Below are 17,586 nucleotides of genomic sequence, written 5' to 3' on the forward strand. Positions count from 1 at the left end.
AAAATGGCACGAATGAATCCGGTGTTTAGCAGCAAGACGCTATTTTTTACAAGTCCGGTACGGCTCCCGTTCTCATAGGCCGGATGGAATGTTTAAAATAGTCTTAATGGAACCATTTTTTAATAACTTTTCTTTTTTTAATAGGGATAAAAAAGATAGATTTGCACTTATTTAGATTGAATAAAAACAATTACCGACTACTTATGAAAAAAATAACCCGCATTATTGCCGTGACGCTCCTGATAACGGCCTTTACAGCTTGTAAAAAAGAGGACGCTAAACCTGTTGAAACACCGGTAACGGAAGTTGCTGCTCCGGCTCATAAAATTGTATCGCTTAACGGTGCTATTACAGAAATTGTAAGTGCCCTGGGCCATGAAAAAGAATTAGTAGGTGTGGATGTAACGTCGACTTACCCGGAATCGGTAAAACAAACTGCAAAAGATTTAGGGCATGTGAGTTCTATCTCAATCGAATCGGTAATTGCCTTACAGCCTACCATGATATTGGCTACTGCCAAAGACCTTACACCGGATTTGATTGCAAAAATTAAAAGTGCGGGAATCGAAGCTCACATCTTCGAACAAACCGTTTCGGAAACCGGAACAAAAGAACTGATCAAAGAAGTAGCAGCTGTATTACACAACACAGAATACAAAGCGCTACAAGATAAAATAGACACTGACCTTAAAGGGGTACAGGCGTTAAAAACAAAACCTAAAGTATTATTCATCTACGCTCGTGGCGCTGGTACCCTAATGGTAGCTGGAAAAAATACACCGGTAGAAAAAATGATCGCTTTGGCGGGTGGTGAAAATGCAACCCTTTCATTTGAAGACTACAAGCCTTTAACTCCGGAAGCGGTAATCCAAGGAAATCCTGATGCGATCCTAATGTTTACTTCTGGTTTAGGAAGCCTTGGCGGACCTGCGGGTGTGCTGAAAATCCCTGGAATTGACAAAACTAAAGCAGGAAAAAACAAAAGAATTATTGCAATGGACGGTGGATTACTTTCTGGTTTCGGACCACGTTTGGGAGAAGCTGCAAAAGAATTGAATACACTGTTACTTGAAAATGCAAAATAAATTACCATTATATCTTATTCTGAGCTTATTACTGCTGGTTGTACTGGCAGTAATTTCCTTATATATGGGGGTTTATGAATTTGAAAAACACAGCGTTGCCGAAATTATTGCTACCGTTTTCAATCCCAACACCGCGATTCCCGAAAGTGATCGGTTTGTGTTGCTGGAATTGCGATTGCCAAGAATTGTTATGGCCATCCTAATCGGTAGCGCCCTGGCCGTTTCCGGAACCTGCCTTCAGGGTATGTTCAAGAATCCACTGGCCACCCCCGATTTGATTGGGATCACGGCAGGGTCTACCCTGTTTGCTGCCATCACAATCGTATTGGGAAGTTCGTTTAAAAAATACATTCCGGAAGTGCTGCACTACTCTATCCTGAGTATTGCGGCCTTTATCGGGGCATTAATCGCCATGACGTTCATTTACCGGATTTCCACCTCAAAAGGGAAAACCAATGTCATCATTATGTTGCTTTCCGGAGTTGCCATTACGGCACTCACCCGTGCAGTAACGGGATTCCTGACCTATTTATCTACCGATGAAGAGCTTAGGGACCTTACTTTTTGGGAAATGGGTAGCTTGGGTGCTGCTTCCTGGACGAAAAACGGTATTTTAGCCGTCGTTATAGCCGTAGCCTACAGCTTCCTGATCACCAAAGGGAAAGCCCTGAATGCCATGATGCTGGGAGAACGGGATGCACAACACCTGGGGATTCCAGTCGAGAAGGTAAAGAAGAGAATTGTAATCCTGACCGCCTTAATGGTGGGAACCTCGGTAGCCTTTGCAGGAACCATTGGTTTTGTAGGACTTATTATTCCGTACATATTGCGTTTGATTTTTAAATCGAACTATCATATTATATTGCCGCTTTCTGCGGTACTGGGTAGTATTTTACTGCTCACGGCAGATACAATAAGCCGTACACTGGTAGCTCCATCGGAGATTCCAATAGGGATATTGACTGCTTTTATGGGGGCTCCAATTTTTATAGCCATCCTAATACATTATAAAAAATCCATGTAGCTATGTTACAAGCGCACAAAATATCGTATGCCCACAAAAAAGTCCCTATACTCGACAGTATTGATGTTACCATCAATTACGGCGAATTATTGGTCATCGTTGGGCCTAATGGTGCAGGAAAATCTACGTTGCTCAGCTTTTTGGCCAACGAGATTAAGGGAGAGAAAGATGCGATCCATTTTAAGAAAAAAACTTTTACCAACTGGAATCCGAAAGACCTTTCCAAACATAAGGCTAAGTTTTCCCAACAAAACAGCAATGATATCCCACTCAGCGTGAAAGATGTCGTGATGATGGGACGTTACCCTTATTTTAATTCCAATCCGCATCCCGAAGATATCACGGCTACCGAGCATGCCATGCAGGAAACTGATATCCTTAACATGCAGCACCGGGATTACAATTCGCTTTCGGGAGGTGAGAAACAACGGGTACACCTTGCCCGGGTGCTTACGCAGCTGGACAATGATGTGATGCACAAGTTGGTTTTTCTCGATGAGCCGCTGAATAACTTAGACGTCTCGCACCAGCATAAAATACTGAATACGCTTAAAAAATTTACAGAAAGGGGCAATACAGCCGTCGTCGTATTACATGACCTGAATCTGGCAGCACAATTTGCCGATTCTGTACTGCTCATGCAAAAAGGAAAAATTGTCGCACACGATATCCCCGATCAGGTATTTACCCGGGAAATCATCAGTAAAGTCTATAATTTTCCCTGCACGATCTGTGCCAACCCAGTTAATAACAATCCAATAATAATATTCGGAACTTAATTTCAATACTATGAGTACACTAACAAATGATCTAAAAGGACAGTGGGAATCACTAAAAGCTGAGAATCCACATTTGAGAATCCGTAATGCTGCAGAAAAACTGGGCGTTAGCGAGGCTGAACTTCTGGCTACACAAACAGGAGAAAATGTTATCAGGCTGAAAAATGAATTTCCACAAATACTTTTACAGGTAGAGAAGTTAGGAAAAGTAATGGGCCTTACCCGCAATGACGAGTGTGTACACGAACGTAAAGGTGTATATACCAATGGTGAATTCAACTCGCCTCATGTTGGTTTATTTGTAAACGAAGACATCGACATGCGTGTGTTCATCGGACACTGGGCAAAAGGATATGCTGTATCGGAGAAATCAGAACACGGAGACCGCAAAAGCCTTCAATTCTTCGGAAAAGACGGTCTTGCAATCCACAAAATATACCTGACCAAAGATAGCGACGAAGCTGCTTTTGATGCTTTGGTAGCAGAATTCAAATCAGACAACCAGGAGCCAACAGAAACGGTAGTAGCTGTTCCTTTAAACTTAGACGAGAAACCGGATTCAGAAATTGACTTAGAAGGATTCCAGGCTGCCTGGACCGGACTAAAAGATACACATGAATTCTTCGCTATGCTAAAGAAATTTGGCGTAACCAGAACACAGGCTTTACGTCTTGCTCCTAACGAAGAAATGGCACGTAAAGTAGACAACCTTACAGTAGTTAAAATCCTGGAAGGTGCTGCAGCAGAAAAATTCCCAATTATGGTTTTCGTAGGAAACCGCGGCAATATCCAGATCCACACCGGACTGGTACGTAAAACAATGTGGCATAATGAGTGGTTCAATGTAATGGATCCCGATTTTAACCTGCACTTGGATACGACCAAAATCGCACAAACCTGGATCGTAAGAAAACCAACGGAAGATGGTGTGGTTACTGCTATTGAAGTATTCAACGAAATGGGTGAAATCATCGTACAACTATTCGGAAAAAGAAAACCAGGAATTCCAGAATTGGAAGAATGGAGAACACTTGTGGCTTCTATCTAATCAGAATCCCCTGAAATAGTTTATCAAAACGAGAGGAAGCCGTCTCAAAACAAATTTTGAGACGGTTTTTTTATTTGATACAATTTTGGATTTTAACTATCTAGATTTTAACGGGAGTAAAAAATTGCCTTTATGCTGCAATTTTCTTTCTTAAGTTGTGACCTAAAGCCATTAATCCGAATTCTAATTCTACTTTTTGAAGTCCTTTTAAAGAAAACCGTCTAAAACCGTTATTATGCTTGAGTTGAGCGAATACAGGCTCTACATCGGCAGAGCGTTGCTTTCTTCTTTGTATTCCTATTTCACTTAGTAGTAATTCCCTTGCTTGTTGTTTATGTCTTTCAAGGTTGTGGTTTCGCTCGATGCTTCTGTTTCCCTGAGCTTTAAAACATTGACCTCGAAGTGAACAGCCTTCACAGTTTTTGGCCTGATAATGCGATAAGGTTTGGGTGTATCCTGTAGTTGTTGTTTTCTGGTTTTGATATGTTTTATGCATTTTTTGTCCCATTGGACATACATAATAGTCTTCTTCTGGATTGTAATAGAGATTTTCCTTGCTAAAAGCCTTGTGTTTCTTTTGGTAGTTTTGATCTTGTTCTTTTTCAAAAGTATTATACTTCACAAAAGCTTTGAGTTTCTTCTGTTTCAGATAATCGTAGTTTTCTTCACTTCCATAACCTGCGTCAGTAGTTATTTCTTTTATCTTTTTAAATACTTTTTTACCAAAGGTTTGTTCCAAATTTTCTAAATGAGGCTGGAGTGTTTTAGTATCGGTCGGATTTTGGTGGATGGTATAATGAACAATGATCTGATTTTGTGTAGATATTTGAGTATTATAAGCTGGTTTGAGCTGTCCGTTTAACATATGGTCTTCTTTCATGCGCATAAAAGTAGCCTGGGTGTCAGTTTTGCTGTAACTGTTTCTTTCTCCCAGAATAGCTTCTTGCTTTTCATACTTTTCAAGATTGGAAGTAAAATTATTTTTTATGTAGCGTAATTTAGCTTTTGCTTTAGAACTGGTCTTTTCATTACCAGAGAGTTTGGCATCTATTTTAGCTACAGTTTTCTCAATTACCTCTTTGCTGATTTCTTTGAACTCTGTTGGTTCCGGGTTGGGGTCATCTTCATTGTCGATACTTTGGGCATAGTTCCATAATTCTTCCAACTGGGTGAGCATTTTTGCTTTATTGGTTTTTATGCTCTTACCCCACACAAAAGTGTACCTGCCGGCCTGAGCTTCTATTTTTGTTCCGTCGGTATAAATTTGTTTTAGATTCACCAGTCCTTCTGAGGCCAACATCAAAACTACCTGCTTGAAGATTTCTTTAAAACTCTCTTTTAGTTTATCACTTCTAAATCTATTAATTGTATTATGATCAACAATAGTCATAGAAGTAAGCCACATAAAATTGATATTCTCACGAAGTGCAAGTTCTATCTTTCTCGAAGAATAGATATTAGTCATATAAGCATACAACATCACTTTGAGTAACATCTTTGGATGATATCCAGGATTACCTTCTTTACTGTACGCTTTTAAAAGAGGCTGGATATTAAGGGATTCCACAACTTGGTCAACTATTCGAACCGCATGTGTATGTGGAATTAAATCATCAAACGAATAAGGTAGAAGCATCGTTTGTTGTTGGTTATAATGTTTGAATCTCATATATAATCAGCTGTTTATCACTGATTAAATTTACAAAATTGCATATAAAAATACAAACTAAAAAAAAAGAAGCTGACTCAGTTTTGAGACAGCTTCTTTTTTATGCGGTACTGGCTCCTGCAAATTTGAAAACACTCCGTATATTTTCTTCTACCCTGATAACGTAAAATAAGGCTTTATAAAGGCCGGAAACCTACCGCCGTCGCCTCTTGCTCATTTTTAACATCCTCTTTGTGCTATGGGCTTATTTTGACCAAATAAAAGATCTTAGTATTCTATTCCCTGAGGCATTAATGCAAAAAACTCCAGAATGCTATTCCGGAGTTTCTAAAAATGTAATCTGATGTAATTACAGCAGGAAGATCATAATGGCCGCAACCATAAAATAGGCTACAAAAGCCAATATGGAGATGCCCACAACCTTCAGGTAACGCGAAGCCGTAGATTCCGGCAGCCGGAATACTGTATAATTCCCTATTGTTGCCGCAGCACCAATTGCCCCGCCTATTACACCTCCTATTAAAAGCAATACTATCGGGAAAGCACCAACGATATATTCGATTGTTTTTAGCTTGTCTACCACTCTGTTTTTCCTGCCATTGATCACTAATACCGGAGCAAAATCCGGGAATGATCCTTTTGGATATGCTTTGATGAGCTGTCCGTCATCACCGGAAATCAGGAAGGGTTTTCCTTTTTCTGTACTCTGTGTGACTGCCATGCCATTTTGGAATAGTTTGGACTTACCAGTCCAGACCGACGTTTCCATTTCAAATTCATTCAGCGGAAAGTCCGCCAGTTTAAAATCATATTTCATAGGGTATTCTTTGGGGTTATTATATTCCTGTGTAGGTGATCTCATAAAAAACCCGGGATCAGATCCCGGGTTTTACGTAAAAATAATACAACTTTGGGATTATCGCAACAATAGTTTGCCTGTTGTTACATCATTCCCACACACAATTTTGTAAAAATAAAGGCCTCTGGCACATTGAGCCGGAACATTCCAGGTCACTATTTGCCCCGGAGCCAGGTTTCCGTTATACACCGGAAGCTCTTGTCCTGAGAAATCAGAATATACACTGATTACCGTATTTTTCTGGATTTCATTGCCTAAAGCAAAATGCACCACTTCCGCTACCGGATTTGGATATACACTGATCGCGGTTGCTTTGGATGCTTCAGTAGCAATAGCCGCTTTTGCAGCGGGCCTGCCGGCTGTAGCATATACCAGCGCATTACTTTGGCTTGTTTTACCGCCAGATCGTACCGTCCTAATGATTATAGATCCCGGATATCCATTCCTGTAAGCAATCGTTGCCGGATTCAGCGAGAGGCTTTGGCCTGTATCCGGAAAATTATAAGGATCATCAGCACCTAATAAAATCCAGCTATAGGTGTATGTCCCGGAGCCACCAGTAGGTAAACTTCCGATAATTTGCGTTCCACTTTTAGAAATGGTATTGTTCTGGATAGCTGCATAAGCCGAAACTACAATAAAGTTACTACTGATCGTTTGGCGGCCCGAAGTGATATTCCTTACAATCGAAAGATTGGGATAGGAATTCAAATATTCAAATACTGATTCTGATAAGGTAAGGTTTTGTGTATTTTCAGGAAAAACATAAGGATCATCACCCCCTAATAATATCCATGTATAGGTATAGATCCCAGTACCACCAACAGGTAAACTTCCTGAAATAATATTTCCTGAAATAGAAATCGAATTGTTAAGCAATGTAGGAGCCGGTATAACTGTTATGGCTACCTCATTACTAATTGCATCTGATGCATTTCCAGATCGGATAACCCTCCTGTATTTAGCCGTTACGAAAGGGGATCCCGGAGCATAATTTACTTCAGTAGCACCCGCTATTGCAGTCCACGCACCTGTTCCTTCCTGTTTTTGCCATTCATAGCGATACGTTGCCGCTCCATTGCCTCCAGAAGGTAATGTACCTGATAATGCAGCAGCAGGATTCCCTTCATTGATTGTTTGATTCGCCGATATGGTATTGTTAGTAATCGGCGCAGAATTATTAACTGTCACCGTAACTGTATTACTTACATTCCCTTTGGTTGCTGATATTACATGTCGTCGGTATTGTGTTGTTTCTAACAATACACCTGGAGCCAAACTCTGTGAAGTAACTGTAAGTCGTACCCATTCGCTAGTTGCCGTTTTTTTATCCCATAAAAAAGTAAAAGTTCCTGTTCCTCCGCCAGGAGTACTGCCTCCAATTGCAGCTGCAGCCTGACCGTAAAATATTGACTGGTTACCAACGATTACGTTGTTGGTAATATCAGGCACATTTTGCTTGGTGACACTCCAGTTGCCACTCTTGTAAATCAAGCCAGAAAAACTTTTAAATTCCGCATATACCACACCACCCGTCGGGTCAAAATTAGAACTATAAAGATCAACTACAATAGGTCTTGTCGTTTGGTTCCCGTTAAATACAACACCGCCTTGTGTTATGATGCTAACCGGAAAAGCAGAAGCATTTTTTTTATACCACAACGTTATCTCACCCGGTTGTGAAGATGACGGTGGATTATTCGTGCTGATATCAACATCAAATTTTACAGAAACGGAATTATTTGTTCCAATACTGATGGGACTGCCCTGTGCTACTGGTTGGCCATTTACATAGACAATACTGCCAAAAGTGACAGTAAATTGCCCATAAGCAACTACACCCATCAGTGTAAAAAAGACCATTAAAAATTTAGAAAAGTAGGTATGTTTCATATTAAAAAAATTGGGTTAAAAAAATCCTGGCAGTAATGAAACTACCAGGACCTATTAAATTAAAAACTAACAAAAAAACTATCGTTATAGCAGGCTATAAAGGAAAGTAGGGAATCCTCTTTCACCAGTATTGCTTGCACCACCAGTCAATTTCACTTTGTAGATGTTTCCAGCAGGATCTTTTACAACAAAGAAACGATCTGTTCTCAATACGAATTGAGAAACTGGAATACCATCAGAACCTGTAACACTAGTGCTTCTCCAGTTGGAACCGATACCTCTTTGGTCTTCTGTAAAGTTAGCATCTACGACATTAGCAAGTGTAAAGTTGTCATACGTTACAGTTTGAGAAACGGCTACCATGTAAGCTTTAGCACCACCTTTAAGGTTATTTACGATAAAGTCTGGGTAGTAGTATGGAGTTGTTGGGCCTACAAGGTTTGTGAACGTTGTGAAATTTAAATCCCATTTGTCTTTTTGTGGCTCAACATTTACAGTTCCGTTTGTTGTGAAGCTGAAGAATGAGAAGTTATATCCTGAATTTTTAGAAATTACAACTTCTGTATGTGTTGTAGCACCAATTTCAGCATATTGTAATTTGTAATCATTACCGCTTTTTAGTACTCTGATTTTTTTCCATCCTCTTAAAGATCCTGAAGCTGATCCTTCAGTTCCTGAAGCTGGTGTGTTTGTTGCTGGATTACTTCCTAAGTTTACTAAATATACTTTATTGTCAGCATCATTTTCAGAAACGGGAGCAATTGCAGTACCTGTGATCAATCCAACTGGATTATCAATTTGGGTAGCACTACCGGCACCCTGGCTGATGATCATAGATTCGTCAGCGACCTGTACTTCATCAATATTTGTTGTAGTCAGTTGTTTTGCAGACATTTTCAAAGATCCGTTAATTGCAATTCTGAAATCAGTACCTGCATGGAATCCTAAATCCCATGATACTCTTGGCACTACTGTCATTGTTCCACTGCTCAAGTCAACATAAACCTGGTTTGGCTGATTTGCACCACCTACAGCAGCACTAAGTGATTGTCCTAAAGATGCAGTTTCATTAAAGTTTACCTGAAGTGATTTTGCCGCTTCTGTTACTACAACAGCAGATGTAGACACAGCAGTAATTGTAAATTTTACATTCTTAACTTCTCCTTCAATGGCATTGATTAATTTTTCGAAAGAAAAAGTAGCGCTTGAAGCTCCAGCAGTAAAAGGTACTACTAAAGTATTGTTTGCTACAGCGGGTACTGTTTTGAAATCTGTTCCGTATACTACATTTTCAGTAGCTACAGATAATGTTATTGTTCCTGCAGTAGCAGTAGCTCCAGAAAACACTAAATTTAATGTTGTTGTATTCTCTGTCAGATTTACTGACGGGCTTGCAAATGCAACATTTACACTGTTCGCTGTTGCCGTATCATCGTCATTGTTACAGCCAACTACAGCTATAAGCAAAAAGGTAAGAATGAAAATAAAATTTTTTTTCATGATTATTATATATTAATTAAAATTGAGGTTATACGTGAATTTAAGAAAATAAGAACGGCCATATCCTAACTGCAATGCCGAAGATGCCGCCGCATGTGCGCTGTTTCCACCGCCGGAAATGGACGACTGAACATCGGTTACATTAAGGATATTGCGGGCTCCTGCTGTGACTTCAAACTTATTTTTAAAAAATGTTTTTCGAACAGAAGCATCCATCCATCCATAAGAATCTACTTCAGACAGTTCAAATGAAGCTACAGTATTTACTGTGCTCTGAACATATTGTTGGTATTTTCCATTGTATTTGTAATAAATAGAAAACATCGTATTCCATTTTGGTATGTTGTAAGTTGCGCTGGAATTTAATTGTAATGAATACAGGAAAGCATCATCTGAAACCGCATTGAGAGAGGCTAAATCTATTTTTTGAGAAATCCCTACTAAAGACGCTCCCAACTTCAGGCTGAAGTTTTTATACGCCAGTTGATGTGTGGTAGAAATATTCCACATCTTGTACTTGTCAATGTTCATATATTTATATTCCATTGTAGGCACAATCTGCGTCATAATCAGGCTGATCCGGTCATTCACTTCCTGATAGCTCGCCGATACATTATTGGAAAGGCTTAGACCAGAATCAAAATGGGATGTTTTCTTTGCACTTACCTCATAAGAAAAACTTTCCTCAGGTGTTAATGCTGCATTCCCCTGCAGATTATGATTGGAATCTACGAAATACGTATATAGTTCATCAAAATTGGGTGTTCTATAGGATTTACCAATGGAGGCACGCAGTTCGATATTTTTCTTAAGAAGGTAACGAAATCCAAGAGAGGTTGCATACTGATCCTCAAATTGTGATTGCATGGAATAACGAAATCCGGGACGTATCGATAGCTTATCATTCAGGTTGATTTCTGCTGAAGTAAAAATATCATAATTTTCCAATCGCTTGCTGATATCCACCAGTTGTAGATTCTCATCCCTAAATGTCCCTGATGCAGCAGAGGCAAATCCTTTCTCATTTACCAATTCGTAGCCTAATTGCACATCAAACATCTTGTTGGTGAAAAAATTACTTACTGTACCGGTAGAGTAAATAACTTCTTTGGATTGGAAATTATTTTTTTCGTAGTTGCGTTCTTCATCGCTTAATATATAATAATTGAAGCGTTCGATATCACGTTGTTGCTTTTGGAAAGACAATGATACATTGTAAAGGAGCTTTGTAAAAAGATGCCCGTTTGAATTCAGGTGATGATAGAAACGATTGGTAACGTATCTCCTGTCACTTGAAAAATAAGTAGATTCAAATGGATAATTAGGAACTGGTACAACAATCGGATTGTAATAGTCTACGTTTTCATTAAAATAATCGAATTTATAGAATATGCTAAACCGGTCTTTGGTATACCCTAACATAGCATTGGTTACGAACTGTTGTTTTGGGAGCCAACGGTATCCTCGTTTGTCATCATTCTCTGTATAGTCTTTTCCTTTTTTATCATCAAAAAAACCTGCGAAGTCGTTTCTATTGGCACCCACAGAGACAAACCAGTTTTCAGAGATGGAATGTGAAACTTTAAAGGATTGGATGTGACGCCCTTTATCAAAAAAAGCAAATTCCTTACCTACTGTTTCCTCCTGCACATTTGCAGCAATCTCCCATTTTGTATGGGTGAATTTTTTAGTAATGATATTCAATATTCCGCTTACAGCATTGGCACCATGAGTCACCCCCATTGAACCTTCAATAATTTCGATGCGTTCAATATCATCGAGGTTTACCTGAGTAAGGTCAATATTATTTCCTAATCCGGTATCACTAACCAAAGGAATATTATCCACTAAGATTTTGAAATATTGTGAATCCAAACCAAACATAGACACTTTTGACCTACCATCACTACCACTATTCTGAACTGTGATATTCAGGTATTGGTTTAATACATCCGAAAGGTTATTGGCTGCCAGGTTTTTGATATCCTGTTTTGTAATAACACGAACATTAGAAACAGATTTTTTGATTGATTGTGGTTCAAACTGACCAGTTACCACGACTTCTTCCAATTTGTTATTCTTAAGAGAATCTTTGTGTGTCTCCTGGGATAGAGCCGAAACTCCTACCAGTAGGGAAAAGGAAAGAAACGCTTTGGTATAAATTTGCATTGCTATATTAACTTAGATTAATTCTAAATTGCAAATCTAACAAGGGATTTCGGTTTATGCAAATTATTTTTATTAATTCTAAATAAAAAAGGCAATGTTCTCACATTGCCTTTTTTATTCTATGGTATTTCGCTTCTTTTTACAGATCAAAACCGATGTTAACACCCAGTTTCATAGCGATAATCTTAGTAATACGGCTTTTCAGTTCCGGTATCTTGATACTTTCAATTACTTCATTGGAAAAGGCATACATCAGTAACGCCTTTGCCTCTTTTTGAGGGATTCCACGCGATTGCATGTAAAACATCGCTTTATCATCCAGCTGTCCAATCGTACACCCATGAGAACACTTCACATCATCTGCAAAGATTTCAAGCTGTGGTTTCGCATTAATGGATGCTTTATCACTCAATAAGATATTGTTATTCTGCTGGAAGGCATCCGTTTTTTGCGCTTCTTTTTCTACATAAATCTTCCCGTTGAATACCCCGGTTGATTTATCATCAAAGATTCCTTTATAATTTTGATGACTTTCACAATTTGGAGTGGCATGTTGCACTAATGTATAGTGATCGACATGCTGTTTTCCTTCTATAATGGTAATCCCTTTCAGGGTACTTTCAATTCTTTCACCCTGATGGTAGAAATTCAGGTTGTTTCGGGTAATATTACCTCCGAAGGAGAACGTATGCACAGCCGCATTACTATGCTCTTTCTGGGCGATAAAAGTGTTATCGATCAATGAGGCTTCAAGATTGTCATTCTGGATTTTATAATAATCCATAAAGGCACGCTTCTCTACAAAAATCTCCGTCACTACATTGGTCAATACCGGATTGTCATTCAGGCTCTGATGTCTTTCGATAATCTGAACATGGGAATTCTCTCCAGCAATAACCAGGTTGCGGGGCTGGATCAATAAAGCGGCCTCCGTACCAGTAGAAAAGTTGATAATTTCAATCGGTTTGTCGACTACTTTATTTTTTGGGATATTTATAAAAGCGCCTTCATAAGCAAAAGCCGTATTCAACGACGTCAGGCTTTCATTTTTATCCGCGATCTTATTAAAATAAGCATCGATCACCGATTTGTATTTCGGTTTGGTCAGCGCAGATGACATCAGGCAAACATCCAGTCCATCATGTGTCGTAGACGAGAGAAAAGAGCTGAATACGCCATCCACAAAGATAACTTTGTAGGTATCGATCTCATGCAGGAAATATTTCTTAACTGCCGAAAATTCGATGGTATTCTCTGTTTTTGGGAATACACTGAAATCATTCTTGAGAATAGCATTCAGTGAGGTATATTTCCAGGATTCTTCCTTTTTGGTTGGAAATCCTTTATTTTCAAAGTTCTTAAATGCCTCTGTACGAATATCATGCAGGTCAGACGTGACATCCACATTTTCTTCAAAAGCCATAAAAGATGATATTAATTTTTCTTTCAATTCCATTTTAAAATGTCTAAAAGTCGTAACGTAAAAAGCCAAAATACAATTGTATAGTGCTACCGTTTACCCGTTAAAACTTATTCTGTATCCAATCGTTAGTAAAGCTACTCTGTTAGAAGCGATTTAATTTTCTGCTTTAATCCAGTCGTATCCTTTTTCTTCCAGCTCATACGCCAGTTCCTTACCACCCGATTTTACAATTTTACCGTTGTACAATACATGTACAAAGTCCGGAACGATATAATCCAGCAAACGTTGGTAATGCGTAATCACGATAATGGCATTATTTTCACTTTTCAGTTTATTGACGCCATTGGCAACGATACGCAGGGCATCGATATCCAAACCAGAATCTGTTTCATCCAGAATCGCTAATTTAGGTTCCAGCATCGCCATTTGGAAAATCTCGTTACGTTTCTTTTCACCACCCGAAAAACCTTCGTTTAGGGAACGGGATAAAAACTTCCGGTCGATTTCCAGCAATTCTGATTTTTCACGAATCAATTTCAGCATTTCATTCGCAGGCATTTCTTCCTGTCCTTTAGCTTTGCGGGATTCGTTAATAGCCGTTTTCATGAAATTGGTTACTGATACTCCGGGAATTTCCACAGGATATTGGAACGAAAGAAAAACCCCTTTGTGGGCACGCTCTTCCGGAGCCAAATCTGCTAAATCTTCACCATCAAGAAGTACCTGGCCTTCTGTAACTTCATAGTTTTCATTTCCGGCAATAACGGCAGAAAGGGTACTTTTCCCAGAACCGTTAGGTCCCATAATTGCGTGAACTTCACCAGCTTTAACTTCAAGATTAATTCCTTTCAGGATATCTTTATCTTCAATTCCGGCGTGTAGATTTTTTATACTTAACATTCTCTTATTAGTTTAAGGATTTCAAAGCCTAAAATCTCAAAGCTGCTGCTTAACGAAACTTATTCTTTACTCCTTCTTATTTAAATACGTTATACAATTAGTTGTTTTTCAGAAGCTACATTCAGAGATGTGGCTTCGGCCGTTGATTCCATTTGGTATTCCGGGACACTTTACGTTACCTTACATCCGAAACGACACGGCACTCTATTTATCCTACTGATCCTTCTAATGAAATTTCAAGTAATTTTTGTGCTTCAACTGCAAATTCCATAGGAAGCTTATTCAATACTTCTTTACTGAAACCATTTACAATTAAGGCAATCGCCTTTTCTGTAGGGATTCCCCTTTGGTTGCAATAAAAAACCTGGTCTTCCCCAATTTTACTGGTTGTTGCTTCGTGTTCTATCTTAGCTGAAGGATTCTTAGATTCGATATATGGAAAGGTGTGTGCACCACATTCATTACCCATCAATAGGGAGTCACATTGCGAAAAGTTTCTCGCATTGTCTGCTCTCGAACTGATTTGTACCAATCCCCTGTAACTGTTTTGTGATTTACCCGCAGAAATTCCTTTTGAAATAATGGTCGACTTGGTGTTTTTCCCTAAGTGGATCATTTTAGTTCCGGTATCCGCTTGCTGGTAGTTGTTGGTTACCGCAATAGAATAGAATTCCCCTACAGAATTATCCCCTTTTAAAATACAGGAAGGATATTTCCAGGTAACTGCAGATCCAGTTTCTACTTGTGTCCAGGAGATTTTTGCGTTTTTCTCGCAAAGCCCTCTTTTTGTCACAAAATTATAGACTCCACCTTTACCTTCTTTGTTTCCAGGAAACCAGTTTTGTACGGTAGAATATTTGATTTCAGCATCATCCAGCGCGATCAGTTCCACAACCGCAGCGTGCAACTGGTTTTCGTCCCGTGATGGTGCGGTACAGCCTTCCAGGTAACTTACATAACTTCCTTCGTCGGCAATGACCAAAGTACGCTCAAACTGACCGGTTCCGGCCTGATTGATACGGAAATAAGTAGAAAGTTCCATTGGGCAGCGAACGCCTTTTGGAATATAACAGAAAGAACCGTCAGAGAAAACAGCCGAATTCAGGGCTGCATAAAAATTATCCTTCTGTGGTACGATCGTCCCCAGGTATTTCTGAACCAATTCCGAATGCTCTTTGATCGCTTCTGAAATCGAACAGAAAATAATTCCTTTTTCGGCTAATGTTTTTTTGAATGTGGTCGCTACAGACACGGAGTCCATCACGATATCTACTGCTACACCGGAGAGCATTTTTTGCTCATCGATTGAAATTCCCAGTTTTTTAAAGGTCTCCAGCAATTCCGGATCTACTTCATCCAGGCTTTCATACTTGGCTTTTTTCAAAGGAGCAGAATAGTAGGAGATGTCCTGGAATTTTGGTTTTTCATAATGTACATTCGCCCATTCCGGCTCAATCATTAATTCCCAGGCACGAAAAGCTTCGATTCTCCAGTCAGTCATCCATTTCGGCTCTTCTTTTTTCAGGGAAATAGCGCGAACGATGTCTTCATTTAATCCAACAGGAAAAGTCTCGGATTCAATATCGGTATAAAATCCGTATTCGTATTCTTTATTCTCGAGTTCGATCTTCAGATCGTCTTCTGTATATTTGCTCATTTTTTTATTTAATTTTTTTTCATTATCGTCTTTTTCGTACTGCCAAAGCCCAAATTATTTTCAATTTTACTTTAGCCTTTCCGTCAGACTATAATGAGAAACTCTCTCCGCAACCGCAGGTTCGGCTTGCATTTGGGTTATTAAACACGAATCCTTTTCCGTTTAAACCACCTGAAAATTCTAATATAGTGCCCGCCAAATACAGAAAACTTTTCTTTTCGACTGCAATTTTTATATCGTTATCTTCAAAAACTTTATCGGTATCACTCAGTGCTTTGTCAAATTTCAATTCATAAGATAACCCGGAACAACCACCGCTCTTTACTCCTACTCTTACATAGTCGGCCGCTGCATCAAAACCATCATCTTTCATCATGTCGATGATTTTCTTTTTGGCAATATCAGATACTTTTATCATAATAGTATGTTTTGATTTATTCTAAATTAATATGCAAAGATATTACATTTATAAGTTTTTCCCATAGCAGGAAAAAATTATTAACTTATTGCCGCATAAAAATCCTCTATGACAACAGAACTAGTGTACAATCCCTATTTTCAGTGGGCTAACTTCACTAGTGCCTGATTCTTACCGCGAACCTCTTTCCTCCTTTCCTGTTAAACTATTGTGAGTTCCTCCAATAATCAGTAATTTGCCCTGTTTTTAAACGACTTCAAAAATGAAATTATATCCTATAGAAAGTGGCAATTTTAAACTGGATGGTGGTGCGATGTTCGGTGTAGTACCGAAGTCCATCTGGCAAAAAACCAACCCTTCCGACGACAATAACATGATCGATCTTGCCGCACGATGCCTCCTGATCGAAGAGGGGAACCGGCTCATCCTGATCGATACCGGAATGGGTAATAAGCAATCCGAAAAGTTTTTTGGGCATTATTCCATGTGGGGCAATCATTCCCTGGACGGCTCTCTGGCCAAGCACGGTTTTCACCGCGACGCTATCACCGATGTATTCCTCACACACCTCCACTTTGACCATTGTGGTGGTGGCATTCAATGGAATGCGGACAGGACAGGCTATGAGCCAGCATTTAAAAATGCTAAATTCTGGAGCAATGAAAATCACTGGGCGTGGGCGACACAACCCAATGCACGCGAGAAAGCTTCTTTTTTAACCGAGAACATCCTTCCCATGCAGGAAAGTGGGCAATTGCATTTTATCAAAAGAGATGATACCGATTTCATGGCAACATCGGAACTGGGATTTGGTATTTTCTTCGCCGATGGACACACCGAAAAGCAAATGATCCCTCATATTACTTATAAAGACAAAACGATTGTTTTTGCTGCAGATTTGCTTCCTACAGCAGGCCATATTCCATTGCCTTACGTGATGGGTTATGACACGCGCCCCCTACTTACGCTTCCGGAAAAATCGAAATTCCTTTCCGCTGCAGCGACTAACGAATACTACATTTTCTTGGAGCATGATGCCCATAATGAGATCATAACGGTAGAGCACACGGAGAAAGGCGTCCGGCTTAAGGATAAATTTTCGTGCAGTGATATCTTAAGTTAGTGTTAATCATGCCTATATTTGTAACAATAAAAAATATTT

The 17,586-nt window shown here is 39.3% G+C and carries 14 protein-coding genes; 5 read left to right on the forward strand and 9 right to left on the reverse strand.

Translation table 11 applies throughout. The features are described 5' to 3' along the window. Positions 1–203: 203 nt before the first annotated feature. Genes FK004_RS04165 through FK004_RS04180 form a run of 4 tightly spaced genes read left to right on the forward strand, consistent with a single transcriptional unit; the run spans position 204 to position 3,936 of the window. Entirely contained in the window at positions 204–1,085 is an 882-nt protein-coding gene (locus tag FK004_RS04165; RefSeq protein ID WP_108736123.1) for a heme/hemin ABC transporter substrate-binding protein, read from the forward strand. Then, positions 1,075–2,109, forward strand: coding sequence for a FecCD family ABC transporter permease (locus FK004_RS04170; protein WP_108736124.1), 1,035 nt, complete (start codon positions 1,075–1,077; stop codon positions 2,107–2,109). Before FK004_RS04165 ends, FK004_RS04170 begins: the two co-directional genes overlap by 11 nt. A 2-nt stretch (positions 2,110–2,111) precedes the next feature. Continuing rightward, a complete protein-coding gene (locus FK004_RS04175; RefSeq protein ID WP_108736125.1) occupies positions 2,112–2,888 on the forward strand; it encodes a heme ABC transporter ATP-binding protein in 777 nt (258 codons plus the stop codon). 10 nt (positions 2,889–2,898) lie between these two features. After that, positions 2,899–3,936, forward strand: a complete 1,038-nt coding sequence (locus tag FK004_RS04180) for a hemin-degrading factor (RefSeq protein ID WP_108736126.1) — start codon at positions 2,899–2,901, stop codon at positions 3,934–3,936. 130 nt (positions 3,937–4,066) lie between these two features. Here FK004_RS04180 and FK004_RS04185 read toward each other — a convergent pair whose 3' ends face one another. The 9 genes from FK004_RS04185 to FK004_RS04225 form a co-directional block, all read right to left on the reverse strand. Further along, positions 4,067–5,605 (reverse strand): IS1182 family transposase, encoded by a 1,539-nt coding sequence (locus FK004_RS04185; protein WP_108735475.1) that lies wholly within the window; start codon positions 5,603–5,605, stop codon positions 4,067–4,069. 349 nt (positions 5,606–5,954) lie between these two features. Continuing rightward, on the reverse strand, positions 5,955–6,467 hold the full coding sequence (locus tag FK004_RS04190; protein ID WP_108736127.1) for a hypothetical protein: 513 nt from the start codon (positions 6,465–6,467) through the stop codon (positions 5,955–5,957). Positions 6,468–6,521: 54 nt separating this feature from the next. Continuing rightward, a complete protein-coding gene (locus tag FK004_RS04195) occupies positions 6,522–8,357 on the reverse strand; it encodes a T9SS type A sorting domain-containing protein (RefSeq protein WP_108736128.1) in 1,836 nt (611 codons plus the stop codon). 84 nt (positions 8,358–8,441) lie between these two features. Continuing rightward, positions 8,442–9,857: an HmuY family protein gene (locus tag FK004_RS04200; protein WP_108736129.1), complete on the reverse strand. Its 1,416-nt coding sequence runs from the start codon at positions 9,855–9,857 to the stop codon at positions 8,442–8,444. 12 nt (positions 9,858–9,869) lie between these two features. Continuing rightward, positions 9,870–12,026: a TonB-dependent receptor plug domain-containing protein gene (locus tag FK004_RS04205; protein WP_108736130.1), complete on the reverse strand. Its 2,157-nt coding sequence runs from the start codon at positions 12,024–12,026 to the stop codon at positions 9,870–9,872. Between the two features lie 139 nt (positions 12,027–12,165). Then, positions 12,166–13,482, reverse strand: coding sequence for a Fe-S cluster assembly protein SufD (gene sufD, locus FK004_RS04210; RefSeq protein WP_108736131.1), 1,317 nt, complete (start codon positions 13,480–13,482; stop codon positions 12,166–12,168). Between the two features lie 120 nt (positions 13,483–13,602). Next, positions 13,603–14,349, reverse strand: coding sequence for a Fe-S cluster assembly ATPase SufC (gene sufC / locus FK004_RS04215; RefSeq protein ID WP_108736132.1), 747 nt, complete (start codon positions 14,347–14,349; stop codon positions 13,603–13,605). A gap of 208 nt (positions 14,350–14,557) precedes the next feature. Then, complete coding sequence (gene sufB, locus FK004_RS04220) at positions 14,558–16,006, reverse strand: Fe-S cluster assembly protein SufB (RefSeq protein ID WP_108736133.1); 1,449 nt, start codon at positions 16,004–16,006, stop codon at positions 14,558–14,560. Between the two features lie 88 nt (positions 16,007–16,094). Continuing rightward, positions 16,095–16,424, reverse strand: coding sequence for a HesB/IscA family protein (locus tag FK004_RS04225; protein WP_108736134.1), 330 nt, complete (start codon positions 16,422–16,424; stop codon positions 16,095–16,097). 262 nt (positions 16,425–16,686) lie between these two features. Here FK004_RS04225 and FK004_RS04230 point away from each other — a divergent pair, with 262 nt between their 5' ends. Continuing rightward, complete coding sequence (locus FK004_RS04230) at positions 16,687–17,547, forward strand: MBL fold metallo-hydrolase (RefSeq protein ID WP_108736135.1); 861 nt, start codon at positions 16,687–16,689, stop codon at positions 17,545–17,547. Positions 17,548–17,586 lie beyond the last annotated feature (39 nt).

Origin of the sequence: Flavobacterium kingsejongi (assembly GCF_003076475.1) — a bacterium.
In the GTDB taxonomy this organism is placed as follows: domain Bacteria; phylum Bacteroidota; class Bacteroidia; order Flavobacteriales; family Flavobacteriaceae; genus Flavobacterium; species Flavobacterium kingsejongi.